The sequence below is a fragment of the Hallella mizrahii genome (assembly GCF_009695775.1).
In the GTDB taxonomy this organism is placed as follows: Bacteria; Bacteroidota; Bacteroidia; order Bacteroidales; family Bacteroidaceae; genus Prevotella; species Prevotella mizrahii.
This window is the reverse complement of record NZ_VUNG01000006.1, coordinates 122,477-148,949: the sequence shown is the minus strand read 5'-3', so window position 1 is coordinate 148,949 and position 26,473 is coordinate 122,477. Positions and strand designations below refer to the sequence as shown.

Annotated in this window: 22 protein-coding genes and 2 tRNA genes; 8 read left to right on the top strand and 16 right to left on the bottom strand. The window is 50.1% G+C overall.

Going from position 1 to position 26,473, the window contains the following annotated elements; translation table 11 throughout:
- The 5 genes from FYJ73_RS04550 to FYJ73_RS04530 all read left to right on the top strand — a co-directional run.
- Window positions 1–1,048 (top strand): cupin domain-containing carboxymuconolactone decarboxylase family protein (locus FYJ73_RS04550; protein WP_206081683.1); only part of this gene is annotated, 1,048 nt, incomplete at its 5' end.
- 147 nt (window positions 1,049–1,195) lie between these two features.
- On the top strand, window positions 1,196–2,230 hold the full coding sequence (locus FYJ73_RS04545; RefSeq protein WP_154533520.1) for an aldo/keto reductase: 1,035 nt from the start codon (window positions 1,196–1,198) through the stop codon (window positions 2,228–2,230).
- A 229-nt stretch (window positions 2,231–2,459) separates the two neighbouring features.
- Complete coding sequence (locus tag FYJ73_RS04540) at window positions 2,460–3,221, top strand: YaaA family protein (protein ID WP_154533519.1); 762 nt, start codon at window positions 2,460–2,462, stop codon at window positions 3,219–3,221.
- Between the two features lie 106 nt (window positions 3,222–3,327).
- Window positions 3,328–3,588: a hypothetical protein gene (locus FYJ73_RS04535; protein ID WP_154533518.1), complete on the top strand. Its 261-nt coding sequence runs from the start codon at window positions 3,328–3,330 to the stop codon at window positions 3,586–3,588.
- 68 nt (window positions 3,589–3,656) lie between these two features.
- The gene (locus tag FYJ73_RS04530) at window positions 3,657–4,991 is read left to right on the top strand and encodes an MFS transporter (RefSeq protein ID WP_154533517.1); all 1,335 of its coding nucleotides are present in this window, start codon (window positions 3,657–3,659) and stop codon (window positions 4,989–4,991) included.
- A gap of 344 nt (window positions 4,992–5,335) precedes the next feature.
- Here the strand turns inward: FYJ73_RS04530 and FYJ73_RS04525 are convergent, their stop codons facing one another.
- The 10 genes from FYJ73_RS04525 to FYJ73_RS04480 all read right to left on the bottom strand — a co-directional run bounded on the left by FYJ73_RS04525 (window position 5,336) and on the right by FYJ73_RS04480 (window position 19,280).
- Window positions 5,336–6,148: a LytR/AlgR family response regulator transcription factor gene (locus FYJ73_RS04525; RefSeq protein WP_154533516.1), complete on the bottom strand. Its 813-nt coding sequence runs from the start codon at window positions 6,146–6,148 to the stop codon at window positions 5,336–5,338.
- Between the two features lie 5 nt (window positions 6,149–6,153).
- Window positions 6,154–7,287: a sensor histidine kinase gene (locus FYJ73_RS04520; RefSeq protein WP_154533515.1), complete on the bottom strand. Its 1,134-nt coding sequence runs from the start codon at window positions 7,285–7,287 to the stop codon at window positions 6,154–6,156.
- Window positions 7,288–7,584: 297 nt separating this feature from the next.
- Window positions 7,585–9,579: a glucosamine-6-phosphate deaminase gene (locus FYJ73_RS04515; RefSeq protein WP_154533514.1), complete on the bottom strand. Its 1,995-nt coding sequence runs from the start codon at window positions 9,577–9,579 to the stop codon at window positions 7,585–7,587.
- Window positions 9,576–10,358: a glucosamine-6-phosphate deaminase gene (gene nagB, locus FYJ73_RS04510; protein ID WP_154533513.1), complete on the bottom strand. Its 783-nt coding sequence runs from the start codon at window positions 10,356–10,358 to the stop codon at window positions 9,576–9,578. Before nagB ends, FYJ73_RS04515 begins: the two co-directional genes overlap by 4 nt.
- Before the next feature lie 56 nt (window positions 10,359–10,414).
- A complete protein-coding gene (queG, locus tag FYJ73_RS04505) occupies window positions 10,415–11,359 on the bottom strand; it encodes a tRNA epoxyqueuosine(34) reductase QueG (RefSeq protein ID WP_154533512.1) in 945 nt (314 codons plus the stop codon).
- A gap of 3 nt (window positions 11,360–11,362) precedes the next feature.
- Window positions 11,363–12,937, bottom strand: a complete 1,575-nt coding sequence (gene porX, locus FYJ73_RS04500; RefSeq protein WP_154533511.1) for a T9SS response regulator signal transducer PorX — start codon at window positions 12,935–12,937, stop codon at window positions 11,363–11,365.
- 2 nt (window positions 12,938–12,939) lie between these two features.
- Complete coding sequence (gene porW / locus FYJ73_RS04495; RefSeq protein ID WP_235899224.1) at window positions 12,940–16,422, bottom strand: type IX secretion system periplasmic lipoprotein PorW/SprE; 3,483 nt, start codon at window positions 16,420–16,422, stop codon at window positions 12,940–12,942.
- Window positions 16,423–16,462: 40 nt separating this feature from the next.
- A complete protein-coding gene (locus tag FYJ73_RS04490; protein ID WP_336509575.1) occupies window positions 16,463–16,852 on the bottom strand; it encodes a hypothetical protein in 390 nt (129 codons plus the stop codon).
- Between the two features lie 5 nt (window positions 16,853–16,857).
- Window positions 16,858–18,108 carry a 3-phosphoshikimate 1-carboxyvinyltransferase gene (locus FYJ73_RS04485; protein WP_154533509.1) on the bottom strand — a complete coding sequence of 417 codons (1,251 nt, stop codon included), beginning with the start codon at window positions 18,106–18,108 and terminating at the stop codon, window positions 16,858–16,860.
- A 14-nt stretch (window positions 18,109–18,122) separates the two neighbouring features.
- Window positions 18,123–19,280 carry a zinc-dependent metalloproteinase lipoprotein gene (locus FYJ73_RS04480; RefSeq protein WP_154533508.1) on the bottom strand — a complete coding sequence of 386 codons (1,158 nt, stop codon included), beginning with the start codon at window positions 19,278–19,280 and terminating at the stop codon, window positions 18,123–18,125.
- 174 nt (window positions 19,281–19,454) lie between these two features.
- Between FYJ73_RS04480 and FYJ73_RS04475 the strand changes: the two genes are divergently transcribed.
- Both FYJ73_RS04475 and FYJ73_RS04470 read left to right on the top strand, forming a co-directional pair.
- A tRNA-Pro gene (locus tag FYJ73_RS04475) sits at window positions 19,455–19,527 on the top strand.
- 18 nt (window positions 19,528–19,545) lie between these two features.
- Window positions 19,546–19,618 (top strand) — tRNA-Lys (locus tag FYJ73_RS04470).
- Window positions 19,619–20,350: 732 nt separating this feature from the next.
- Here FYJ73_RS04470 and rpsO read toward each other — a convergent pair.
- On the bottom strand, window positions 20,351–20,620 hold the full coding sequence (gene rpsO, locus FYJ73_RS04465; RefSeq protein WP_154533507.1) for a 30S ribosomal protein S15: 270 nt from the start codon (window positions 20,618–20,620) through the stop codon (window positions 20,351–20,353).
- 200 nt (window positions 20,621–20,820) lie between these two features.
- On the opposite strand from rpsO, the gene typA reads away from it, so the two are divergent.
- A complete protein-coding gene (gene typA, locus FYJ73_RS04460) occupies window positions 20,821–22,623 on the top strand; it encodes a translational GTPase TypA (protein WP_154533506.1) in 1,803 nt (600 codons plus the stop codon).
- A gap of 218 nt (window positions 22,624–22,841) precedes the next feature.
- Here the strand turns inward: typA and folK are convergent, their stop codons facing one another.
- Genes folK through FYJ73_RS04435 form a run of 5 tightly spaced genes read right to left on the bottom strand, consistent with a single transcriptional unit; the run spans window position 22,842 to window position 26,449 of the window.
- Window positions 22,842–23,255, bottom strand: a complete 414-nt coding sequence (gene folK, locus FYJ73_RS04455; protein ID WP_154533527.1) for a 2-amino-4-hydroxy-6-hydroxymethyldihydropteridine diphosphokinase — start codon at window positions 23,253–23,255, stop codon at window positions 22,842–22,844.
- Window positions 23,256–23,313: 58 nt separating this feature from the next.
- Window positions 23,314–24,507: an S-adenosylmethionine:tRNA ribosyltransferase-isomerase gene (locus FYJ73_RS04450; RefSeq protein WP_154533505.1), complete on the bottom strand. Its 1,194-nt coding sequence runs from the start codon at window positions 24,505–24,507 to the stop codon at window positions 23,314–23,316.
- Between the two features lie 57 nt (window positions 24,508–24,564).
- A complete protein-coding gene (gene truB / locus FYJ73_RS04445) occupies window positions 24,565–25,344 on the bottom strand; it encodes a tRNA pseudouridine(55) synthase TruB (protein WP_154533504.1) in 780 nt (259 codons plus the stop codon).
- Window positions 25,344–26,174 (bottom strand): undecaprenyl-diphosphate phosphatase, encoded by an 831-nt coding sequence (locus FYJ73_RS04440; protein WP_154533503.1) that lies wholly within the window; start codon window positions 26,172–26,174, stop codon window positions 25,344–25,346. The genes truB and FYJ73_RS04440 overlap by 1 nt, the downstream gene beginning before the upstream one ends.
- Window positions 26,174–26,449, bottom strand: a complete 276-nt coding sequence (locus FYJ73_RS04435; RefSeq protein WP_154533502.1) for a DUF3098 domain-containing protein — start codon at window positions 26,447–26,449, stop codon at window positions 26,174–26,176. The genes FYJ73_RS04440 and FYJ73_RS04435 overlap by 1 nt, the downstream gene beginning before the upstream one ends.
- Window positions 26,450–26,473: the final 24 nt, after the last annotated feature.

Genomic DNA, 26,473 nt, shown 5'->3' with positions numbered 1-26,473 from the left:
AGGCAATAGTTATCTGGCTCCCCTCGATGCCAAGAATGGAGGTCCCGTGAACGTCACCTTCGAGCCCCGTTGCCGCAACAACTGGCACATCCACCACAAGTCGGTGCAGGTGCTCATCTGTGTGGCTGGCTGCGGATGGTATGTTGAGGAAGGCAAGGAACCTGTCGTCCTGCGCCCGGGTGTGGTCGTGGCCATCCCTGCCGAGGCTAAGCACTGGCATGGAGCCGCTAAAGACTCGTGGATGCAGCACATCACCTATATGACAAAAGTAGAAGAAGGCGCCTCCAACGAGTGGCTGGAGCCTGTCACGGATGCAGAGTACGACAAGCTGCCTGCAAGCTCTACGATACTCGACGTCGCCGACGCTGAATACAACCAGCGCTTCAAGGCCTTTGCTTTCGGCGAGGTAGTGGAACAGGTGAAGACGCATCTCGACGACCGTACCCGCTACATCTGCTATCTGGCCACGCTCCTTGGCTGTCAGGGCATCAGCGAATACCGTGAACTGCTGCCAGAAGCACTCGCCAAAGGCGTGACACCTGTTGAGGTGAAGGAAATCGTCTATCAGGCTACGGCCTATTTAGGCATGGGACGCGTCCGCCCCTTCCTCTCGGCTACCAACGAGGTGCTGACCGCTCGTGGCATCATCCTGCCATTGGCTTCACAGCAGACCACCACGATAGAGACCCGTCGTGAGGCTGGCACAGAGGCACAGATCAGTTGTTTCGGCGACTCAATGCGTGACTTCTGGAAGTCAGGGCCGGAGGACAGCCGACATATCAACAAATGGCTGGCCGACAACTGCTTTGGCGATTACTACACCCGCACGGGACTTGACCTGAAGATGCGCGAGCTCATTACGTTCTGTTTCCTTGCTGCCCAAGGTGGTTGCGAGCCACAGTTGAAAGGACATATTGCCGGCAACTACCACGTAGGCAACGACAAAGACCTGCTCATCGCTGTCATTTCCAGTAACCTTCCCTTCATCGGCTATCCGCGTACACTCAATGCACTCAGTTGCATCCGCAGCGTGGAGTCGGACAAATAAACAAAGTGTACCACAAAGAAAAGAGTCATCTTTTTCCTCATACTGCTGACCGTTTATTGCGACAGAGGGACAAAAGGGTGTCCTCATCAAGGATGGCAAGAAGATTTTGGTGAAGTAAGAGCAGAAATTTAAAGCCGAACGAACAATATGGAATACGTAAAACTTGGAAACTCTGACCTCAGTGTGTCGCGCATCTGCTTAGGCTGCATGGGCTTTGGCAACCCCACCATCGGACAACATTCGTGGACGATTGGCGAGGAGCCGACACGGGAGATTATACGCCGCTCACTGGAATTGGGCGTAAACTTCTTTGATACGGCAATAGCCTATCAGTTGGGCACATCCGAACAGTTCGTGGGCCGTGCCTTGCGTGATATGGCACGGCGTGGAGATGTGGTAGTAGCCACAAAGTTCTTGCCTCGCACGGAGGAGGAAATCCAGCAAGGCATCAACGGACGGCAACATGTGCTCAATAACATCGACAGCAGCCTACAGCACCTTGGCATGGATTATGTGGATCTATACATCTACCATATCTGGGACTACAAGACTCCTGCCGAGGAAATCATGGAGGGAATGAACGAGGCTGTACGTACGGGAAAGGCTCGCTATATCGGTATCGCAAATGCCTATGCCTATCAGGTGGCGAAGATGAACGCGATGGCAGAGCAGCATGGATGGGCAAAATTTATCTCCGTCCAAAACCATTACAACTTAATCATGCGTGAGGAGGAACGTGAGATGTTCCCGTTCTGCCACGAAGAAAACATTGCCATGACTCCCTACAGTGCATTGGCCTCTGGCAAGTTAGCCAAGCGACCCGGCGAGACCTCTAAGCGACAGCAGGAAGACTCGTTCATGCACTTCAAGTATGATGCCACTGCCAAGCAGGACAACCGCATCGTGGAGCGCGTGGTGGATCTGGCCGACCGCTACGGGGTGGAGATGACACAGATTTCGCTGGCTTGGCTGCTGAAAAAGGTGGAATCGCCGATAGTAGGAGCCACCAAACTGCATCATATCGAGGGTGCTGTGAAGTCGCTTGATGTCCATCTCTCTGCGGATGACATTCGTTATCTTGAAGAGCCCTATGTGCCGCACAATCTTTCAGGTGTGATGGCAGTCAACAAGCCCGTGATGAACGAAGAACCTGTATGGGTAGCGGCAAGCAAGAACAAGTAACTTCAATAGGTACCTCCCTTTGTTCTCATGCAAGACAAAGGGAGGTTTTGTTATGTATTGGCAGACTACAGTATTTTAAATGCTTAATGATAAACATTTTGCTGAAATTGTTTTGGAGTCTGACATTATAGCTATAAATTTGTACTATCAATCTCAGCCCTGTGATCTTCGAATACCGTTGCTCTGGGGTGTGGAGTTTCATTACAATATTAAAATACAAACTAATAATATGCAACTGATACTTGCCAGTGCCAAAATCATGAGATCTGCAGACCGAGGACGGGTTCCCACAATGACGACGCCCATCTTTGACGACGCGGCACGCCGCTTGGCGTTGGAACTTTTCCAATGGTCAGTCACCGATCTCGCCAAGGCTTTGCACTGTAGCGCGGCCATTGCCTTGGAGAATCATCAGCGTTTTCAGCAGTTCATGGTGGATGAGAGCAGTATACCTGCTATTCTCGCCTACTATGGTCAAGCCTACAAGCATCTTTGTGCGGACGAGTTTTCAGCTGATGATTTTCGTTTTGCTCAGAATCATTTGTTGATTCTTTCTTTTCTTTATGGCATCTTGCGTCCCTTGGACGGCATACATCTCTACCGGTTGGAAGGCAAGGTAAAGTTGCAAACTACAGACGGCAATACACTCTTTGCGTGGTGGAAAAATCGGTTGACTGACCGCCTCATTGAGCGCGTCAAGGCCGACGACGGTGTACTGCTCCATCTGGCTACCGAGGAGTTTGAGCATCTTTTTGACTGGAAGCGCGTGGAGAAAGAGGTGAGAGTCGTGAAGCCTTACTTCTATGTTGACCAAGGTGCTCAGTTCAAGATCGTGTCGATGTATGCCAAGGGCTGCCGTGGAGGAATGGCGCGCTTTGTGATTCGAAACCAGATCAACAACCTGCAAGCTCTCAAAGCTTTTAATGAGGATGGCTTTGTTTACAATCCTCGATTGGGCGACGAAAACCATCCCCATTTCATCAAAGCATGATCTTGCGTCAGCAGCAACCAAGGACACAAGGAAGCGAACAAGTCTGATCATCTACAATTAACCTTTTTTTCTTGGTTCTTGTAGTTTTATTTTTTACCTTTGCAATATGAAAGATAGAATACGTTCGGAGGTGACGACATTTTTCCGGACCTTTGCTTTACAGGTTTTGCAGCAAGCTCATGTCGATCCCAACGATCCACGTGGGATGAAACTTGCATTGCTCGATCATTACGAAGAGATCTACCCACGGTTCTCTCTCACCCCTGTGTTCCACGCATGTTACCAGAAAGCGGGACATGCCAAGATGGTGGAAGAGTACCGCCGCTGCTTTTCGATGTTGCTTGTGGGGCGATTGCCGGAATATTAGGCGTAAGTGTTTTCTACCTTTCAATCGTATCATTAAGAGATTATTAACTAAAAACATAAACAAGAAAAATGCAAGAGACTAATCAGAAAGGGCGTTCTATCGCCATCGTGGCCATGATCTTCCTCTTCGGAATGATCGCTTTCGTCACAAATCTCGCCGCTCCTATCGGTGTCATCTGGAAGAACCAGCCGGCACTCGAAGGCTCCAACACACTGGGAATGCTTGGCAACATGATGAACTTCCTGGCTTATTTGTTCATGGGCATTCCTTCCGGAAAGATGCTGCAACGCATCGGCTATAAGAAAACCGCCCTGGTGGCTGTCGCCTTTGGCTTCGCTGGCGTGTTCATCCAGTTTCTTTCCGGTCAGCTGTTCACCCATAGTTTGTTGATGGGTCTGCCCACCAACTTCTATGTCTACTTGCTCGGTGCCTTTGTGGCTGGCATTTCGGTGTGCATGCTCAACACCGTTGTCAACCCTATGCTCAACCTACTTGGTGGTGGCGGAAAGAAAGGCAATCAGCTGTTGCAGATCGGTGGAACGCTCAACTCCTTTATGGGTACGCTCACTCCGATGCTCGTTGGCGCGCTCATCGGCACAGTGACAAAGGACACAGCCATCAGCGATGTCAACATCGTGCTCTATCTGGCAATGGGCATCTTTGCTGCTACATTCATCATCCTCAGTTTCATCCCCATTGCTGATCCCGAAAGCAACAACACCGAGGGCGTGACTTTTGAGCACTCTCCCTTCTATTTCCGTCATTTCACGTTGGGCGTGATCGCCATTTTCCTCTATGTCGGTACAGAGGTGGGCATCCCCGGCACGCTTAATTTCTTCCTTAGTGACACGTCTGCGGCGGGTGCAGGACTGAATGTGGCAACCGCTGCGACGATCGGCGGCTTCGCTGCCGGCACCTATTGGCTGCTGATGCTCGTGGGTCGTTTTGTTGCCGGCTTGATTGGCTCCAAGGTTTCCAGCCGTGTGATGATGGGTACCACCAATGCTATCGGTGTCTGTCTGATTATCACCGCCATGGTACTTCCCAAGACCGTCACGGGAGCTATCCCGGTCTTCACCGGTTCCGGTTTCGAGATGACAGAGTTGCCGTTGAGTGCCATCCTGTTGGTGTGCTGTGGTCTGTGCACTTCCGTGATGTGGAGTTGTACGTTCAACCTTGCCACAGAGGGCTTAGGCAAATACACCGCCGCAGCCAGTGGTATTTTCATGACGATGGTAGTGGGTGGCGGTATCCTGCCGATGGTGCAGAACGCAATCGCCGACAAGGCAGGATATATGGTGTCGTATGTGGTGCCTCTCGTGGCCATGTGCTACATGTTCTTCTATGCCGTTTGGGGATCACGTATCGTCAACAAGGAGGCCAGCGCAGAACAGGCATCATGAGAAGTAGTTCCAGTAAGGACATAATATAATCAATAAAACGCGAAGAGACCGGGGCAATCACTGCTCCGGTCTCTTCTTCTTGTTACCTCTAAAGATACAATCTAATGGTAAATCTCATTTTACTCCCTTATCATACAATTATCTTAACCATAATAATTATAGAAACCTAAAAATCTCTTTATCTTTTTTCTGTTGCAAAGATACGCATTTCTACCGGATGCATCGTACATTGTTCAGTAAATCATCACATCCATTCAGCGAATGTCCGCTGTGGAATATGAAAAAGGGGGAGCAAGGTTTCTTGCATGCATTCCTTGCAGTGAAGATGCATGTCATGGACTATTTTACTTGCCAATATAGTTTTTGCACAAATAGTCATTAAGTCTATCCTTGTACAAGTCACCAATTGGCAGCAGAATGTCGTTGTCGAGCAGCACACGCGTCTTGCTTACTTCTTGTATGTGACGAAGGTTGATGATATAGGAGCGATGGATTCTCATGAAATAGTTGGGAAGGCGCTCTTCCAATCGTTTGAGTGAATAGAGGGATACAACAGGACGCAGTGGTAGTCCGTGACTATCCTTACCTTCGAGATGAATCTTGAGATATTCACTCATTCCCTCAATATAGATGATGTCACTCAACCTAATCTTGACCATACGCCCCTCCACTTTGACGAAGAGAGAATCGGTGCTTTCGCCTATCTTGGGAAGAGAAGCTTTCGGATCTTCGGCAATGTGGTCTTGCTCATTTTGATTAGCTGACAACTGATTGGAAGCAGAGGTTTCCTCTTGCTCTTGTTCTCCCAGCCGGCGGCGCAGCTTTTCGGCTGCCCTTCGGAAGTCATCGAGTCCAAACGGTTTCAGAAGATAATCTACAGCATCTACTTTATATCCCTCCACAGCGTATTCCGAGTAAGCAGTAGTGAAAACGACAAGAGGCGGCAACGACAAACCTTTGATGAAGTCCATGCCATTGAGGTCAGGCATGTTGATGTCGCAAAACATGGCATCTACCATGTCTTGTGAAAGAACATCCTTTGCTTCTGTGGCACTGGAACATGCCCTGACAAGTTGCAGGTATGGGATTTTGCCGATGAAGTTCACCAGTTGTTGCAGAGCCAGAGGCTCATCGTCGATTGCTAAACATCTAATCATGATAATCAGTCTTTTTGTATAGGGAGTCGGAGGAGAACATTATATACGTCTGCCTTGTCCTTGATATCAAGCGTATATCGGTCGCCATAGATCAAGTCCAGTCTTCGCCGCACGTTGGTGAGCCCTACCCCACCGACCGAGGGAACCTTGCTGGTCTCTGTCATAGGTTTCTTGCTATTGATGCATGAAAAGAGCAGCTCACCGTCTTCGATGTCCATCGCTATGTTGATAAAGCTGTCCTGTTTATAGCTCACCCCGTGTTTAAAGGCATTCTCTACAAAGGTAGGGAAGATAAGCGGAGGTATCGTGTAGTCGGGAAGATTGTCAGGGATGTCGATCGTCACGGTCAGCCGGCTGTTGTATCTCAGTCGCATCAGCTTCACATAATTGCGCAGGAAGAGGATGTCTTTATGTAAAGACACTCGATTTTTATCGCCATCATAGAGTACGAAACGCATCATCACAGACAATTCTCTCAGGCATTCCTTGGCTTTCTCAGCGTCCATATCAATGAGCACCTGAATGTTGTTGAGAGTGTTCATGAAGAAGTGTGGATTGATTTGAAACTTCAGATATTGCAGTTGCAAAAACATCCTCTCCTTCTCAAGTTGCTGAAGATGATTACGGTCTTGTTCCGATTTGAAATAAAACTTTATGCCGATGTTCAATCCGAGAACGCCGGATAAGAGCACGGTATTGATGAGAATCTCCCGTCCCAAAGGTCCCGGGCGGTGATCATCGAAACGAGGGGGTGGTGCCATTTGTGTATTGCTCGCTTTAGTATTCGTCCCGTTATCATTCAATTCACACTCCGGCTGTCGGTCGTTATGAGGCCGTGGGCCATGGATTGTTGTCGAAAGTAAATAGAAAAAGACAAACAGTAATGCCACAAGTACCATGTAAGCTACTTTTTTCTTGCTCAGCAACAATGGCGCTAACAGAAAGTTATGGATAAGGAAACAAAGAAACACGTAGAGAAACCACTGCCAGGTATGCAGCACTTCATCCCAATGAAATACTGCCTGCGTGAATGTAGCAGCACGCAGGTAGAAGATAGCGATGGGCAGCAGGAAAATAAGCAGCCACATTACTAAGTATACGGCACTCTCTGGAGATAGCCAAAACTTTCTACTCATCATAGATATTAACGATTAATCATCTAAGTTATTATATATAATAAGGTGTCATGTCCGTTATGAACCTCATCTTTATATTGTGTCTACAAGCGTTCGTAAGGAAGCAAAACAATTTCATCAAAATGGTGCAAGCCTCATGTCCCCACGAAACTTGCACCGCAAATATATGAATGAAAAGACTATTCTACATAAGTCGTGTTGAATGGTTGTGATTTATTATATTGCAAAGGTAAGAAATAGAACGCTATATAGGTGCAATCATTCAACCAAAAGCGGAGACCATTCAGCCAACCGGCAGCTTTAGTCTCTTTTGTACTCCACAAAGGCTTCCATGGCCTCATAACAGGCGAGTCCTAAGTCGTCGTACTTCTTTGCCGTGGCACGGTTGCGGTCTTCCGCGCGCTGCCAGAACAGTCGCTCGTCGTTGCCCAAGAAAGGAGCGAAGTCGGCTTGAGAAGCATGCTTGAGAATGGCGTTGCGCTTATGTCGCAGTTGTTCCGGAGACATGGGCACGCACATCTCTATGTCTTTTACGTCCCATTCAGCCCATGCGCCACGGTACATCCATACGCGGCAATCACGAAGCCACTCCGCTCCTGCCTGCTGCTCAAGGTCTATGGCAGCGAGCACGGCATCGGTGCATTTACGGTGTGTGCCATGCGGATCGGCAAGATCACCGGCCACAAAGATCTGATGGGGCTTGATGTCTTGAAGCAAACGGCGCACGATGTTCACGTCACGTTCGGTCATCGGATATTTCTCCACTCTGCCGCTTTCGTAGAAAGGAAGATCGAGAAAGTGGACATGATCAGAATGCACACCATTATATGTACATGCCGTGCGGGCTTCACCACGACGGATCAGTCCTTTGATCGTTCTGACGTCCTGTGTGTCTATGTCTCCCTCTCTTTTGTTGGCAAGAAACTGTTTGATGTCGTGATACATGTTGACGATGACCTGATCGCCAGCGTTCATGAACAGCTGGTTGAAACCATTGAGAAAGTGCATGAAACGTGTTACCTCCTCGTCGTTGACGGCAATGTCACCGCTTGTCTCGTAAGCGATGTGGACATCATGGCCTTGCTCTACAAGACGGTGCAGGGTTCCTCCCATGGAGATGACATCGTCGTCGGGATGAGGCGAGAAGATGACGACCCTCTTGGGAAATGGCGTTGCGCGTTCCGGACGATAGGTGTCGTCGTCATTGGGTTTGCCACCGGGCCATCCAGTGATGGTATGCTGGAGGTGATTGAAGATTCTGATATTGCAGTTGTAGGCCGAGCCGTAGAGTGCCAGAAGCTCGGAGAGACCGTTGCTGTTATAGTCCTTGTTGGTCAATTTCAGTATAGGCTTCTGTGTCTTCTCACAAAGCCATACCACAGCAGCACAGGTAAGCTTGTCGTCCCATTTGCAGCTGGAGACCAGCCAAGGGTGCACGATACGTGTCAGCTTGGCAGCGGCAGCGAGGTCAATGACCACATGTGTGTCGTTGTGTGCCTGGAGGAAAGAGGCTGGAATGTCTTCTGTGATAGGACCTTCTACCGTTTTTTGGATGATGTCGGCCTTGTCGTCGCCCCATGCCGTGAGGAAGATATGGCGGGCAGAGAGTATCGTGCTGATGCCCATCGTAATGCTGCAAGGCGGTACGGGCTCTTGTCCACCGAAACTCATCGTCATCTCTTCACGCGACACACTGTCGATCAGAATCAGCCGTGACGTTGAAGTGATGACAGATCCAGGCTCATTGGCCGCAATGTTGCCACAGCGTCCTATACCGAGAAGAGCAATGTCCAAACCGCCAAACTTCTGAATCTGCTGTTCATATAGCGCACACTGTTTCTGAATATTCTCTTGTGCGACACTGCCATCGGGCGAGAAGATATGCTCCGGGTTGATGTCGATATGGTCAAGCAATCGGTCACGTAGTTGCTGCAGACTGGTGATGACAGAACCCTGTTTCTGTGGGAAATAGTCATAGACATTGAAGACGATGACATTTCGGAAACTTAATCCCTGGTATTGATGCCGGCGTACGAGTTCCTCATAGATGGGCGTCAGACTCTGTCCGGTACCGAGCGCAAGTATACAAGGTTTGTTTTCCTGCGCCTTGTCTTTGATCTCTCTTTCTATAGCGTCGGCGATGTTGTCCACAGCATCTTCTGATTTAGGGAAGATGTCGGTGTGGATTTTCTCGAAGCGGGTGAGTTCCGACCGTTCTACGGCAGTCTTGGGATGATAAAGATTTTCAGATACTTTGTTAAGTACAATATGTGATGTAAGGTTGTAATGAATCATTTTTGTAAGGAGCGATAATAGCGATAAGTAGAAACTTTCAGTTCGTCTGTAGCTTGCTCATCACAGACGATGAGAGCGTTGTTATGGAGTTGCAGTGCACTGGCCGGGCACATTTGTGTGACAGGTCCCTCGACAACCGCTTGAAGAGCCCGTGCCTTGTGGTGTCCGTTGCAAAGGATCATCACCTCGCGAGCATCAGTCACGGTGCCCACGCCGACAGTCAGTGCCTGTCCTGGCGTGAGACTGGCATCGCCATCGAAGAATCGGGAATTGGCGATACGCGTGTCATCGTTGAGCGTCATCACTCTCGTACGTGAGCGCAGACTCGATCCTGGTTCGTTGAAAGCGATGTGCCCGTCAACGCCAAGGCCACCGATAAACAGGTCAATACCGCCCGCTTGTGTGATGGCACGTTCATAGGCTTCGCATTCTGCCTGCAAATCCGGTGCATTGCCGTTAAGGATATGGATGTTCTCCCGTGGGCAATCGATATGGTTGAAAAGGTGGGTGAACATAAAAGAGTGGTAGCTCTGAGGATGATCCTCAGCCAGCCCGACATATTCATCCATGTTGAAGGTCACGACATGGCGGAAAGAGACCTCGCCTTTCTGACATGCCTTGACCAAAAGGGCATACATGCCCTCCGGCGTGGAACCGGTTGGCAGACCTAAGACAAAAGGATGGTCGGCAGACGGATGCGATGCGTTGATGCGTCGGATCACATGGTCAGCAGCCCACCGAGAGAGGGCGTCATAGTTGTTTTCAATGATTACGTGCATATTGGTATTTGTTTTTAAGTTTGGTATGTGGGTCAGATGCTGCTCTGATCAGGATTTTATTTTTGTTTCAGATGACGGATGTTTCTCATCAGTCCCTCGTATTTGGCACGCTTCACGGCAGATCCTTTAAAGAGTCGCCGGTAGTCTTCGACAGAGAGCTGCCGCCATTTATCGAGTGTCATCTCCAGCAGTTCTTCTTTGGGTTGCAGTTCCGGGGTAGTGTTGGGCTTGGCAAACCTGTTCCACGGACATGCTTGCTGGCATCGGTCGCAACCGTAGAAGCAGTTGCCCATTGCCGACTGTGCTTCCTCGCTAAGTTCTCCCTTGTTCTCGATCGTCTGGTAAGAAAGGCAACGCTCAGCATTGAACTCTCCTGTCTCAAGCAGTGCGTGCGTGGGACAAGCGTCGACACAACGACGGCAGATGCCGCAGCGGTTGGGCATGGGATCGTCGGAAGGAAGTTCGATATCAAGGAAGAGCTCACCCAGAAAGAACATGCTTCCTGCATGGGGAATGATGAGTTGATGGTTCTTGCCAATCCATCCGAGCCCCGCTTTCACAGCCCAATACCGTTCCAGCACGGGTCCGCTGTCGACGAATACACGATAGTGTGGTGACGGAATGGGCTTTTTCCCGTTGAAGCGAACATCATCTGGCAGTACGAAACAGGCCAGACGCAGGAGCTTGTCGCGCATGATGTTGTGGTAATCCTGTCCCAACGCATAGCTTGCCATCTGAGGCTGGTCCTTTGGCATCGTCTGTGCGGGCGCATAATTCAGTGCTACCGAGACGATCGACTTCAGTCCGGGCATGAGCAGTCGTGGGTCCAGTCGCATGTCGAGATAGTTGTCCATATAGTCCATCCCGGCATTCATGCCATCGCTGAGCCATTGCCTTAGGCCTTGCTCTGTCTTGGCATCAACACGTTCCGCCCGTGCGATGCCACAGGCAGAAAAGCCCAATTCGAATGCCTGACGCTTGAGTTCCGCTACTTCCATCATGTTTTATTTCTTTCTTGCCTTCATCGTGATCAGCGGCACAAGCATTTCTTCCATCGAGATGCCACCATGCTGGAAGGTGTCGCGATAGTACTGCACGTAGTAGTTGTAGTTGTTGGGATAGGCAAAGAAGGTGTTTCCCGTGGCGAAGGCGTAGGTCGTGCTTACATTGGGGGCCGGCAACTGAGCGTCTTTAGGTGCTTTGATGGTGAAGACCTCTTTAGAGTTGTAGTTGAGATTCTTTCCCAGTTTGTATCTCAGATTGGTGTTGGTGTTACGGTCACCGACGATCTTGATGGGCTTCTCGCAACGGATGGAGCCGTGATCTGTGGTGAGGATGATGTGGTAATCGCTCTGAGACAACAGTCGGAAGAGTTCGCCGATGACAGAGTGGCGGAACCAGCTCAGCGTGATGCTGCGATAGGCAGCCTCGTCACTGGCGAGCTCGCGAACCATCTTCGATTCCGTTCTGGCATGAGAGAGCATGTCGATGAAGTTGATGACCACCACGTTGAGATCGTTGTCCTTCAGGCTGTTGTATTGTTGCAGAAAGCGGTCGGCGGCAGCCGAGTCATTGATTTTGTGGTAAGAGAATCGGTCGTGACGGCGATAGCGCTCAATCTGTGTGGCGATGAGCGGTGCCTCGTTGAGGTTTTTGCCCTCCTCTTCATCCTCGTCAACCCACAGCTCCGGAAACATCTGCTGGATCTTCACCGGCATCAATCCACTGAAGATGGCATTACGGGCATACTGCGTGGCTGTCGGTAGAATGCTCATGTACATGTCCTCCTGAATGTCGAACAGGTCGCCAATCTCCGTAGCCAGCGTGCGCCACTGGTCCCATCGGAAGTTGTCAATGACGACAAGGAAGACCTTCTCCCCTGCGCTGATGGCGGGGAAGACACATTTCTTGAAGATGTCGGGGCTCATCTGCGGGCGGTCCTCCCCTGCTTTCTGTTGAAGGAATCGATGAGGATCCACCCAGTCAAGATAGTTTTGTTTGACGTATTTGGCAAAGCCGTTGTTGGCTTCTTCTTTCTGCATGCTCAGCATCTCGGCAAATGTGCTGTCGGTGCTACCCAGCTCCATATCCCAGTAAGACAGGCGACGATAGACCTCCATCCAGTCTGTCCACGTGCGGCAATCATCGATCTGCATGGACAGTTGCTGATATTCCTGCTGGTAAGAACTCTGTGTGACCTCATTGACGATCTCCCGCCGATGGATGTTCTTCTTGAGCGTCAAGAGTATCTGACTGGGGTTGACAGGCTTGATAAGATAGTCCGCGATCTTGGAGCCTATCGCCTGATCCATGATATCTTCCTCTTCGCTCTTGGTGACCATCACCACGGGCGTCTGAGGCTGTATCTCTTTGATGCGTTGCAACGTCTCCAGTCCCGTGAGTCCCGGCATCATCTCGTCGAGCATGATCAGGTCAAACGTCTGTGTCTTACAGAGTTCTATGGCATCGGCACCATTGCTGGCAGTGGCTACCTGATAGCCTTTCTTCTCCAGAAAGATGAGATAAGCCTTGAGCAAATCCATCTCGTCATCTACCCATAATATGTCTCCGTTGTTCATCTTTAAAATCCGTCTAAATCGTAATACTCATCCTCTAAGTCAAAGGACTTCTCTCTCTTTGGCTGCGCCTTGGAATTTGCTTTCGCCTTGTCAGGCTGAGAGTTGTTACCGGCCTTGCCGGCCACATCTTGCTTAGCGGCGGCGCTTGTTTTATTTCCCTGTGTCTTATTTGATTGTGAAGCGCCTGTCTTGGAAGGTTTAGCGGGTACCGGTGTGTCATCGAAGATGATTTCAGCACCATTGGTCATGTCGGGAAAGAGTTTCGGCTTTTCCGTTTTTCTCTTTTCCTCAGCCTTGTTGGCCGTTTTCCCGGCTGGAGTCTCCTTCTTAGTCCCACTCGTTTGTGCTTTGGGAAGAGGCTGTTGTCGCTGAGATTCCTGCTGCTTAGTCTTGATGGCGGGCTTATCTGCCTTTGTTTCAGCCTTTTCCTGCTTTGTAGCGGGCAAGACAGTCGGGGCATCATCGTCATTCGTCGGGATGATAGTACCACCTTGCTTCTGTCTATTCTCTGGTTCTGTGACAACTTCTGTCGACAGGCTCTTACCCTTGCTTTGGTCAGCGTCGTTGTCAACGGGAATATACGTGGAGGAAGATCCCTGCGTATCTTCCGGCTCTACTGTGATGCCATTGAGGTAGTCGTCGACCTCTTTCTCTGTCATCGGTAGCTTTTCTTTGCCGGGCTGGGTGACAACCTCTGCGGGTTCGATCAGCAATCTGGAGGTTGAAATCTTCAACGGCGCGAAATGGGTGTTGTAGAACTTGGAATAGTCGTCGTAACTGAACTGTGCTCCCAACAGTGGGAGGTTGGTCTGAGAGACGATAAAAGCTCGGGCCTTGCCTGTCAGTTTCTGTACCGACGGCTGTTGCATCACCTGATTGGCGTACTGGCGTGCTTCATCGTAATTGTTGAATCCGGAGATCCTCATACGGTGTATGCCGTCCAAGTCGTCAATGACAATGTCGAAGTCACGTACGAGATAGCTCGTGAAGTTATAGCGAGCCACCTGGAACAGCAGCTGGTTTTCCCTGACCGAATCGGGAGCGTAGACCAGCAGGAAGCAGAAAGGAGTGTTACGCTCATTGCTTAGCTTCATCTCTCTTTTCTTGTCGGCCTCGGTCAGCACGTCGGTACGCCGTTGCCAGAAGTTGCCGATGTCGAAATGCCCGCCACGGAGCTGTCGTCCAGCCTTCACTCCGTTGATGATCATTCCCGCCAGCTCAGCCAGTTTGCTCTCGGGGAAATTCGCTACCAGCGTGTCCATCGCCGCGAGACATCCCTGGCTGTCGCCCTCGTTGAGACGGCTCAGCCCATAGATGAAGATGAACTTATCACGATTCTGCCCCTGTGGAAAGCGCCGTTCCGAGACACGGCTGTTAGCCATTACTTCGGTATAGCGCTCAGCCTTGAAAGCATCGTAGGTAGCACCATAGAGCGAGTCTTCTATCTGCTCGCCATAGCGGGCATTGGACAGATAGTTGGGATCAGAGAGCAGCGTCGTCCAATGGCTGTTGGGATATTTGGCTTTGAGCTTCGTCACTTGTTGCTGAGCCAGAGTAGCTTCACCCATACGCGAGTAGAGCAGGAAGAGGTGATAAAGCACCTCGTCAGACTTCTCGTAGTCGGGATAATTACGGTCGAGACGCTCCAAGGCCTTACGGCTGAGCTCGAGGTTGCCCAGCTGGTCTTTGAAGATGATGCCACTGTTGAACAGTCCGTCGCACAGGATGCTGTTGCTGGCTTTGCGCTGATCGTCAGTGAAAGGTATTTGCGCCATGTAGTATGCTCTCGTGTGCGGGTCATCAGAGGGGTTAAGCTTCTTGGCGTCTTCACTTACAGAATCGGCTGTGGCTTCATTGCCAGTGTTACTATTAAATAAGGAGTCCGCAGCGGCAATATTTGTGTTGGACGTATTGTCAGCCACCACCGTCTTGTTGGCCCGTTGCCAGTTGTCAGCGTTCTTTCGTTTTCCCCACATCCGTTGGAACAATTGCTTGCCCTGCTGTACGGCGACGGGGTTATAGAAATACCAGGCACCATTCTGCTGGGCAGCAGACACAGTGGCCTGACGTTGCGAAGAAGTCTGTTGCTGACGCTCCATATCATTGCCTTCAGCCAGTTGGTTGGAAGCGTCCTGCGCCTCTTGCGCGCGTTTTTCCTCCTTTTCCTTCTGTTTCAAAGCCTCGATGACGCGGTCGATAGCGGCGTTGCGATGAGCGTCATCCATCTTTGCCAGCGACTGCAGAGAGTCTTGCAGATGTACGGCTTCGGTATAGGGGACGAGAGCGTCAAGGACTTTGGATCGTTCCGTGAGCTGTGCATAGTCCTTCCGCTCCTTGTCCAACATGCCGACCGCCTGGGTATAGCAACGCTGTGCATCGGCAAAGCGTTCTTTGTCCCAATACAGATTTCCCAGTTTCAGCATCAGCACACCCTTCTCCACTCCATTGCGTGTGGACTTGGCACCGCCCCGCTCGTAAGCAGAGATAGCCTTTGCCGTGTCGCGCTGGGAAAGATAGATGTTACCCATCGCATAGTATACCTGGTCGAGATAGTCTTTGTTCTTGTCAGAAGCCGCCATGCGCTTGAGCCTGCCGATCATCTTCCCCGCCTGCCGGGCAGCCATGACTTCCGTCTGAGCCACACGGGCATTGAGTTCCAGTTCATAGGGCGGATTGGTGCGGACAGCCCTTTGATATGCCTTATAGGCATCCTGATTCATGTTGGTGAGTGCATAGATCTGCCCGAGCAGGAAATACTCGCGTGCTTTCTGTTTGCGTCGCATCTCATGGCGGATGACCTTTTTCAGATGGGGGATCGCCTCGGCATAGTGCTGTGTATGGATATAGTAGTCGGCCAGCGTATAGTCCCATTCCTTGCGGGCAACACTGGGTATCGTGTCGCGGCGGGCATTGCGGATGACCTCCTCGGCATCGTAGAGCCAGCCACTCTCCACGTAGGTCTTGGCCAGCCAAGCCTGGGCACGGCTGTAGATGGCCGGTTGAGTGGCATAGAGGCGCGACATGTAGTTGAATGTAGAAGCGGCTCCGTCGAAGTCTCCCTCGTAAAACTGCGAGCGTCCCATCAGCATCCAAGCCTTCCACAGAAAGGGATTATACTCTCTCCGTTGCAGCCATTCGATGTCTCGCGCCGTCTTTTTGCGGTTTTTGTCCCATTCGGGTCGTCGTTTGATGCTATAACGCTGAATGGCCTTCTGCGATTTCTGTATTGCCCTGTCGTAGTTGGATTTGCCCAGTTCACGGCTGTTTTTGTTGCCGACGGTATAGAGAGGGATCAGTTCCGTGAAGTTGTCTTTGTTGCCATTCTCTTTTTCCAGAGAACCGTCGATGTAGGCCAGCGTACCATTATAATAGGTGTTGTAATGGGCGTTGAAGGCCTTCCACCAGCGAGTGCCCGCGGTGTTCTTACTACTGGAGCAGCCCGCAATGACACAGATGAGGACTGACAGTAGGGAGACGGATATCAAAAATGTACCTCGAACCTTCACTTTGTGATTTATTCTCAAGCTATTTCACCATTGCCACGTATTCATCCTTCAGAATGTCCGGCAATTCTATTCCTCTGAGATGGAGGCTTCTGCCCCATGCCGCGACTTCTTCCGGGCGCAACGACTCCAACACTTCTGCAAACTGCTCAACCTCTTCGTCGGTGTACTGATTGGAAGGACGACCTTTGAAAGCGTCCAGTTCCTCATCGTCGAAATATTCGATGGGCTTTGTCGCCGCTTCCAGCATGCAGTCCTGCTCGCACTTGTCGTTGAAGCCCGTACAGGTGGCGCAACTGTCCGAGGCGTCGGGTATGAAAGGAGCCTCGTCGTGTCCCCGACGACGGGAAATCAGGCTGGAGCCCGCACTAATGAGGCCCAGCACGACGAGACTGATGAGGAGATAGACGATGATGCTCATTGTTGCTCTTCAATAAGGAATCCAGCTTGGCGCAGGTCGCTCCAAAAATGGGGATAAGACTTGCTGACGACTTCGGGATGATTGACGCGCAGATGGGGATGCACGATGGCAAGAGGAGCAAACGACATGGCCATGCGGTGATCTTCGTAAGTGTCGATGGCGTCGAAAGTAGGCTCGCAACGTCCGTGATCCCAAATCAGTTCGCTGTCATTCACGCTACGGATGAGGAAGCCCATCTTGCGGAGCTCGTTCTTCAAGGCTTCTATGCGGTCGGTTTCCTTGATCTTCAGACTTGCCAGTCCCGTGAAGTGGAAGGAAACTCCCAAGGCGCAGCAGGTCACCACAACGGTCTGAGCCAAGTCGGGACAGTTGATGAAGTCAAAGTCCAAATGCTGCACACCGCCGATCTTATGTTTCAGTGTGGTAAAGGTCTCACCCGTCTTGGGATCAGTACTGAACGAGGTTTTTACGCCTAAGAGCGAGAAGATGTATTTGATGATCGAGTCGCCTTGGCGTGAGCTGTCCATGAGTCCGTTGAGCCTCACCTCCGGCATGCTGTCGCCGAAGAGAGCTACCATCTCATACCAGTAGCTGGCTGCGCTCCAGTCGTTCTCAATGACATAGGGTTTGTTGACGTAAGGCTGAGGCTTCACCTCTATCGTGGTGTTGTCCATCCAACTGGCCTGTGCGCCAAAACTTCCCATCACCCACAGCGTCAGGTCGATGTAAGGACGTGAGATGATTTCGCCTTGAAGTGTCAGTTGCAAGCCATTTTTCAGCATAGGACCAATGAGCAGGAGAGCTGAGATGAACTGAGAGCTGACGTTGCCGGGAATCTCCAGCTGGCCGCCTTCCAGCTGATGACCTTTGATGCGCAAGGGAGGAAAGCCCTCCTCACCGGCGTACTCGATGTCAGCGCCCAGTGCGCGCAAGGCGTCGACCAAGATTCCAATGGGTCTGTGCTTCATGCGTTCAGAACCGGTGATGACACGCTCGCCGGGTGTGAGAGACAAATATGCCGAGAGGAAACGCATGGCAGTGCCTGCTGCCTTCACGTCGATGACTTCTTCGGCAGACTTCAAGGCATTGATGACCACGGCAGTGTCGTCACAGTCGGATAAGTTGGTGGGCACATGCTCTCCGCCGCTGAGGGCGTAGATGATCAGTGCTCTGTTGCTGATGCTTTTCGATGCCGGCAGTTTGATGCTGGCGTCGAGCGTTTTCGGGGCTGTAATATCGTATGTCATAATCTATTGGTTGCTTATTTTATGATCGTGAATTTCAAATCCAGCGGGTGACTGTCGTCTGTGGCTCGTGTTCTGGTGTTGATATTGTTTTTCTTGGGTCCGGGAATGAGCGGACTGTAGTAGAGCACGTTCCTGATACGTTTTTTCTGATCTGCTGTGATCTGGAATCCCATCGTCAAACTGTAGTCCATGATGTTGTCCGACTCAAAGGTCTTGCCGTCACATGAGTTTCTTGACAGCATCTTCTTAGTAATGCTGGGGTCGTTTTGTTCGAAGTTCAGCGTTTCCAAATAATTATTATAGTCGATACGATTATACGATGGCGTGTCCTTGCAGTAGTCGGTGTCACCGCAAGAGTCTACGGGCTGAAAGCCTCCGTCTTTCTTATCTTCCGTGAAAGCATGATAGAGACCGAGATAATGTCCCAGTTCATGTGCCATCGTGACGACGACATCTGTCGTGGAGAGCGTATGGGCTGTATGGTTGTCGTCTGTGTATCGGTCAGATTGGAAATAGCCACCACCAGAAGCCTGTGCGGCATAAGTGCTGTTGATAGAAGAGCAAAGCGGATATTTCAGTTGACTTTTGGCAATATACTGTGTCTTGACGTTGTCCAGCCCTTCTACTCTGTTGTCTACCGTGTGCGGCATGTGAGAGATGCCCAACGTCACCTCATTGGAAGACGCTGACTTGAAGTTGAACATCATCACATTGATATATTGGTTGGGGTCCCAAATATATTTCACATTGGCACCGGTGTTGTCAGACATGAAGGCACTGACGTCGATGGGATAGTCGCCGTCGTACTTCACATATTCGACCCCCGGCGTTCCGAGCTTCTTTCCTTTCTCGTCCTTTTCCGCTAAGACGAACTTCAGATGCAGATTCTCGCTCTCGCCATAGATTCCTCCCTGATAGATCTCATTGACATATTGCAGCAGGTTTTTCAAACGTGCGGCAGGAATATACTGGGTCGCATCGGACTGGTCCTTATACAGGACATGGAAGATAACCGGCAACTCATATTCATAGTTACTGTCTATCTCAGCAGTGTCGGTGACCAATTTGCTTTCGTCGACCGACACAAGGCCGTCGTCGCCCCCACAGGCTGTAAGTCCCAAGCACAGAGCTAGGAGCAGCCACAGGGCAATATGTTTTTGATTGACCAACATCTATAGTACGTTCTTCATTATTTATACGTCTTGCAAAAATACAAAATATCCCTTGAAATAACGTAGTTACACCCTATATATTTACATTAAAAACAACAAACAAATGAAAAAGTTGCCCGAAAATTTGGTGGATTCAGATAGAATGTGTACCTTTGCACTCGGTTTTAAAAACTACGGGATTTGGCGCAGTTGGTAGCGCACACGTCTGGGGGGCGCGAGGTCGCTGGTTCGAGTCCAGTAATCCCGACAAGTATACAAAACCGTTGACTCGCTAGCTCAGTTGGTAGAGCACAACACTTTTAATGTTGGGGTCATGGGTTCGAACCCCATGCGAGTCACAGAAAGGAGAATACGACATTCTCCTTTTTTTTATTGTCTTTCGGTCAATTGTCGGAAGAACTTAAAACATACCTACACCGACATTTGTAAAGAGTTTAAGGGACTTGAAAAGATGTCATAAGTCAAAGCAGGAAGATTATGTGATATGTTCTTACAAAACCATGTCTCTCAACACTTGCATTCTAGAAAAATAAAAGCAGGATAAAGATGGAAAAATGGTGATTTTAACCACGAAATGGTGGTTGGTCGTTTACAAAACAGTGAGATGAGTTGAAGAAACAAGTTGTTTCATCTGGTCATCTCAGTTGTTTTATCAGTAGAAACAATTGAGATGATAGGCACAAAACAGTGTTTTGATGGGCATTTCTTTGAAAAAACAGGGTAAAAACAATGCTTTTTGAAGCATTGAGGAACGAATGTTTTTATAAGTGGTTGATTTATAAAGATTTATAAAAATACACTTAAAAATCGAGAAATTCAGAGCCAAGGATGGGTCGGTTCAGAAATTTGGCTGTATTTGGGCGGGAAAATGTCACTTTTCAAGACATTTCCGCGCTTGCGGCAAAAGTGAAGCAACTAAGTGGCCTGCCTTCCACAATCAGCGGAAACGGATTTGTGCTAAGAGGGATGGCAGTGTCTAAAGCAACTAAAAAAAAGCCCGAACTACCACTGTAGCACGGGCTTTTCTCTTGCCTAATTTTCTTCTCGTATGAAAGAAGCGCTTCGCGTGATTATTTGCGGAGACCGAGAGCCTTCACAATGGCACGGTAACGCTCGATGTCACGATCCTTCAGGTAGTCCAGCAAAGCACGGCGCTTTCCTACCAGACGAGTCAGAGAACGAGTTGTCACAAAGTCCTTGTGATGAGTCTTGACGTGCTCTGTCAGGTGTGCGATACGATAAGTGAACAGTGCGATCTGGCTCTCAGCAGAACCGGTGTCTGCATTGCTCTTGCCATACTGGCCGAAGATTTCCTCCTTCTTCTCTTTGTTTAAATACATTGTTTGTTGATGATTAATTGTTGTTGCATCATTACATCCTTCGTCCGCAGGAGTCTTCATCATTGCTCAAGCGGCCTTAAATGCATCGGTATCTCCGAAAATGCGCTGCAAAGTTACAAAAAAGTTCTCAGAATCAGCCACTTTTACCAGTTTTTTTTGTAATTTTGCAAGCAAATTATTAGCTCTATTAAGGTAAAATAATGCAAGACATTCGTAACATCGCAGTTATTGCGCATGTCGACCATGGCAAAACTACGCTGGTTGACAAGATGATGCTCGCTGGTAAACTGTTCCGTGACGGCCAGGACAACAGCGGCGAAGTATTGGACTCCAATGACTTGGAGCGCGAGCGAGGGATAACTATCCTTTCCAAAAACGTTTCCATCACATGGAAAGGAGTGAAGATCAATATTCTCGATACCCCGGGGCACTCTGACTTCGGCGGTGAGGTGGAGCGTGTGCTCAACATGGCCGACGGCTGTCTGCTGCTTGTTGACGCCTTCGAGGGTCCTATGCCTCAGACTCGTTTCGTGCTGCAGAAAGCTCTCAAACTCGGACTCAAGCCCATCGTTGTCGTCAATAAGGTCGACAAGCCCAACTGCCGTCCTGAGCAGGTCTACGAGATGGTGTTTGACTTGATGTGTGATCTCAACGCCACAGAAGACCAGCTCGACTTCCCCGTTGTCTATGGTTCTGCCAAGAACGGCTGGATGGGACCCGACTTCAACAAGCCCACAGACAACATCGATTATCTGCTTGATAAGATCCTTGAGGTCATCCCGGCACCTAAGCGCCTGGAGGGTACACCTCAGATGCTCATCACTTCTCTCGACTATAGTTCCTATACCGGACGTATCGCTGTCGGCCGTGTGCACAGAGGTACACTCAAAGACGGTATGAACATTACCGTTTGCCACCGTGACGGCACCTTTGAGAAAGATAAAATCAAAGAGTTGCATACTTTCGAGGGAATTACTCACAAGCGCTGCGACCATGTCGACAGTGGTGACATCTGCGCTGTGGTCGGCCTTCAGCACTTCGAGATCGGTGACACCATCGCTGACTTTGAAAACCCCGAGGCTCTGCCGCCGATCGCTGTCGACGAGCCTACGATGAGTATGCTCTTTACCATCAATGACTCTCCTTTCTTCGGTAAGGAAGGTAAGTTCTGTACTTCCCGTCAGATCGGCGACCGTTTGCAGAAAGAACTGGAGAAAAACCTGGCACTGCGCGTGCGCAATGTTGAGGGCTCTACCGACCGCTGGATTGTCAGTGGACGTGGTGTGCTCCATCTCTCTGTGCTCATCGAGACCATGCGTCGCGAGGGCTTTGAGCTCCAGGTAGGACAGCCGCAGGTCATCTACAAGGAGATCGATGGTCAGAAGTGCGAGCCTGTTGAGGAACTCGACATCAATGTGCCGCAGGATTATGCCAGCAAGATGGTGGATATGGTCACACGCCGCAAAGGTGATCTGACAGGTATGGACACCGAAGGCGACCGTGTCAACATCACGTTCGACATCCCTTCACGTGGTATCATCGGCCTGCGCACCAATGTGCTCACTGCTTCTCAGGGTGAGGCCATCATGGCACACCGCTTCAAGGAGTATCAGCCTTACAAGGGAGAAATCGTTCGCCGTATCAATGGATCCATGATCGCCATGGAGACGGGTACCGCCTACGCCTACTCCATCGACAAGCTGCAGGATCGTGGTAAGTTCTTCATCGACCCGGGTGAGGAAGTCTATGCCGGTGAGGTCATCGGTGAGCATGTCCACGACAACGACCTCGTGGTCAACGTCACCAAGGCTAAACAGCTCACCAATGTGCGTGCTTCCGGCTCTGATGAGAAGGCGCGTGTCATCCCGAAGACTGTCATGAGTCTTGAGGAGTGCCTGGAATACATCAAGAGCGACGAGTATGTGGAGGTCACTCCTAAGTCGATGCGTATGCGCAAGATCATCCTCGATCACCTCGAGCGTAAGCGTGCCAACAAGGAATAAGCCGTTTCCTACACATTATTATATATATAATATATAAAGAAACTCCATACGCTGTGGACTTAGCCTGCAACGTATGGAGTTTTTTTCAGAATATTTTCTTCCTGATATAGCTGTCTGTTATTGACGATTCGGGATTTTGAATGGAGGAATTATTATTGGAGAATTAGGATTTATTATTCAGGGATTAGGATGAATCATTTCAGATTTAAACCTATACACTAAACATGTTTCATTATCTCCTTGAGCGGCTCCATGACGAAGTCGCGCTCATACATCAGCGGATGGGGAATCTTTAGACCGGGTTCATCCACTTTCAAGTCGTCATAAAGCAGGATGTCGATGTCAATGACACGGTCGTGATAGACACCGTCAACTGATTTCCCCGTACGACCCAAGTCGCGCTCAATACGTTGCGTGGCCAAGAGCACTTGCCGCGGCGGCATTGTCGTCAGACAACAGCAGCACGCATTGAGAAACTTATTGGGAGACTCAAACCCCCACGGCTCGGTCTCATGAAGAGAAGACAAGGCAGAGACATGCCCTACCCTGTTCTCCAACAATTCCACAGCCTGTCGTATCAAGCCCCGCCGATTCCCGATATTGGAACCTAAGCTGAGATAGACTTTATGCAAAGCAGGATTGTTTATATCTGCCATAAGCCGTTTTCACAACTATGGGATTGCTACACGGTCAGTCCACGATCAGCAGACTGTCGCCATAGCAACCAAACTTATAGCCATGCTTCAGTGCCAATGCATAGCAGGCCATCACATTTTCGTAACCACCGAAGGCCGCTGTAGACATCAACAGCGTTGACTCGGGATGATAGAAGTTGGCGATCATTGTGTCAGCAAGACCAAACTCGTAGGGTGGGAAGATAAACTTGGAAGTCCATCCCTCATACTCCTTGAGGAAGCCATCAGTGCCTACTGCGGTCTCAGTAGCCTTGGCCACACTCGTTCCGACGGCACAGATATGATGACCCTCTTTCTTGGCGGTGTTGACCATGTCGCAAGCCTCTTTGTTGACAAACATCTGCTCAGAGTCCATCTTATGCTTGGTAAGATCCTCTACCTCGATCGGCGAGAAGTTGCCCAAGCCGCAATGCAGCGTGATAAACGCCGTGTTGATGCCTTTGATCTCCATGCGTTTCAACAGTTCACGGCTGAAATGAAGACCGGTAGCTGGCACGGTGACAGCACCCTCGTTGCGGGCAAAAAGCGTCTGAAAGTCTTCGAGGTCGTCCTTGGTCGCGTGGGAGTGCACATGCATGCCCTTCATATCGGGATCCTCAGGACGGCCGTTGAGCACATACTCCGGCAGCGGGGCCTCGCCAAGAGCGAAGAGGTCGCGCTTGAACTGATCGTGAGGACAGTCATAGAGGAATCGCAGGGAACGTCCACGGCTGGTCGTGTTGTCATAGACCTCTGCCACCATGGTGCCCACCTCGTCGAAGAAGAGCTTGTTGCCGATACGGATCTTGCGCGCCGGCTCTACGAGCACATCCCACAGATGCGTCTCCTCGTTGAGCTCACGAAGAATGAAGACCTCGATCTTGGCGTCGGTCTTTTCCTTCGTACCATACAGGCGGGCGGGGAATACCTTTGTATCATTGAGGATGAATACGTCGCCATCATCAAAATAGTCTATGACGTTGCGGAAGTCAAGATACTCGCCTTTGATCGGCTGTCCCTTGTCATCCTTCTTATAGAGTTCTATCTCGCCCGTTGTCCGGTGCAGCACCATCAGACGGGACTCGTCACGACGGGTAATCCGAAAAGAACCCTTCGTACCATCGTCGTTCGTATACTCCCTCACAATGCTGTGAGGATAAAGGGCCACCGACTCGGGCGGCAACTTAAACTTGAACTGCGATAACTTCATAATGTATATTTCCTTTCTATTCTGTCTGATAATAATCCTGGTTGGGATTTGCTCTGTTTATTCCATAAAGCTGCCGGCTGCCTTGGGAGTGATCTGAGGCTTTGCCTCGGCAGGACGCTGGAGTGCTGCTGCGCTCACCTCATTGTGTATCTCACTGTCCAGCCATTCGCCGAAATGATTAAACGCAATGCAGTCGCTTTCGCTGATGTCGCCCACACGTGTCCGACGCAGGCTCGTGAGATAAGCACCGCTATTCAATGCCCGGCCAATATCGCGGGCCAGCGCACGGATATAGGTACCCTTGCCACAGACAACACGGATGGCCATGGTCTTCTTCACGTCGTCATAATCCGTGAGCTCCACCTCGTCTATATGTATAGCCTTCGGTTTCAGTTTCACGTCCTCGCCATTACGTCGCAACTGATAGGATCTCGTACCTTCTACTTTACATGCACTGTAGGTTGGAGGCACCTGCTGGATGTCACCCTCGAACTGTTTCAGCACATCAAGGATGAGTTCACGTGTGATATGCTCCACGGGATAGGTAGTGTCGACCTCGTGCTCACGGTCATAGCTGGCTGTGGTTGCGCCCAACTGCAGCGTCGCCGTGTATTCCTTGGTATGGCTTTGCAGCGTCTCGATCTGCTTGGTGCACCTGCCTGTGCAGAGGATCAGAATACCCGTCGCCAATGGGTCGAGCGTGCCGGCATGCCCCACTTTCACCTTCTGCCCTAATTTTTGTGAGAGCAGGAAACGGATGTGAGCCAGTGCGCCGAAGCTCGTCATGCCATAGGGCTTGTCGATAGCTAAGATCTCTCCTTTGATAAAATCTCTCATTAATCAACCATAACAAGTGAGTGACCGGTTGCCAACATCAGTAGTATGACGGCACCAATGATGATGCGATACCAGCCGAATGCACGAAAACCGTATTTGGTCAAGAAACCGACAAACCACTTCATAGCAAGCATAGCCACCACAAAAGCGATGACGCAGCCTACGATGAGCAACATGATATTGTTGCTGGTAGCCCACGTAGTGCCTTCCTTGAACATATCGATCAGGTCGAGAAGCGTAGCACCAGCCATCGTCGGCACAGCCAGAAAGAAAGAGAACTCTGCCGCGCGCTTGCGTGTCAGCTTCTGCTGCATTCCTCCTACGATAGTAGCCATACTGCGACTTGTTCCTGGAATGACTGACAAGCACTGCCAACAGCCAATGAGAAATGCACGCTTCCAATCGACTTGATTGTTCTCTGACCCTTTGTTGAAGATACGATCACAGAAGAGCATGAATACGCCACCTATGACAAGCATAGCAGCCACGACGACCACACTGTCCAGCAACCAGTCGAGCAGACCGCTCTTCTTGGCTGCCAAGCCAATGACTACGGCAGGCAACACACCCACGATAAGCAGTCCGTAGAATTTCATCTTGTCGACAAACTCCTCATAGTTGCGCATCTGAAAGAAATGCTTCCAATATAGACACACAACAGAGAGAATGGCACCGAACTGAATGATGAACGTGAAGGCGTGGACAAAAGGATCACCCTGCTGTACACCCAAAAGATTCTGGGTGATGATCATGTGGCCTGTCGACGACACTGGAAGGAACTCTGTAAGTCCCTCCACGATAGCGATGATAATAGTCTGTATCAGTGTCATCAGGCCTCCTCGTTGTTAGATGGTGCTTCGGCAGGAGTGTTCTCGTCGCCATTGTCCTTAGGCTTGTGGATGATGGCATAGATCATGGAGATGAAGCCAACAAAGCACACCACAGGAGCTACCTTGATACGGCGGAAACTGAAGATGTCGGGATTAAAAGCCTGTTCCGTAGAACTGCTGCCACTCATCAGAATGAAGCCGATGACCACGATGGCAAAACCGATAGCCAACAACGTGAAGTTGGTACGGTCGAATGCATAATTTCTTTTATCCATATTTTGTTTAATCATTATTCTTTG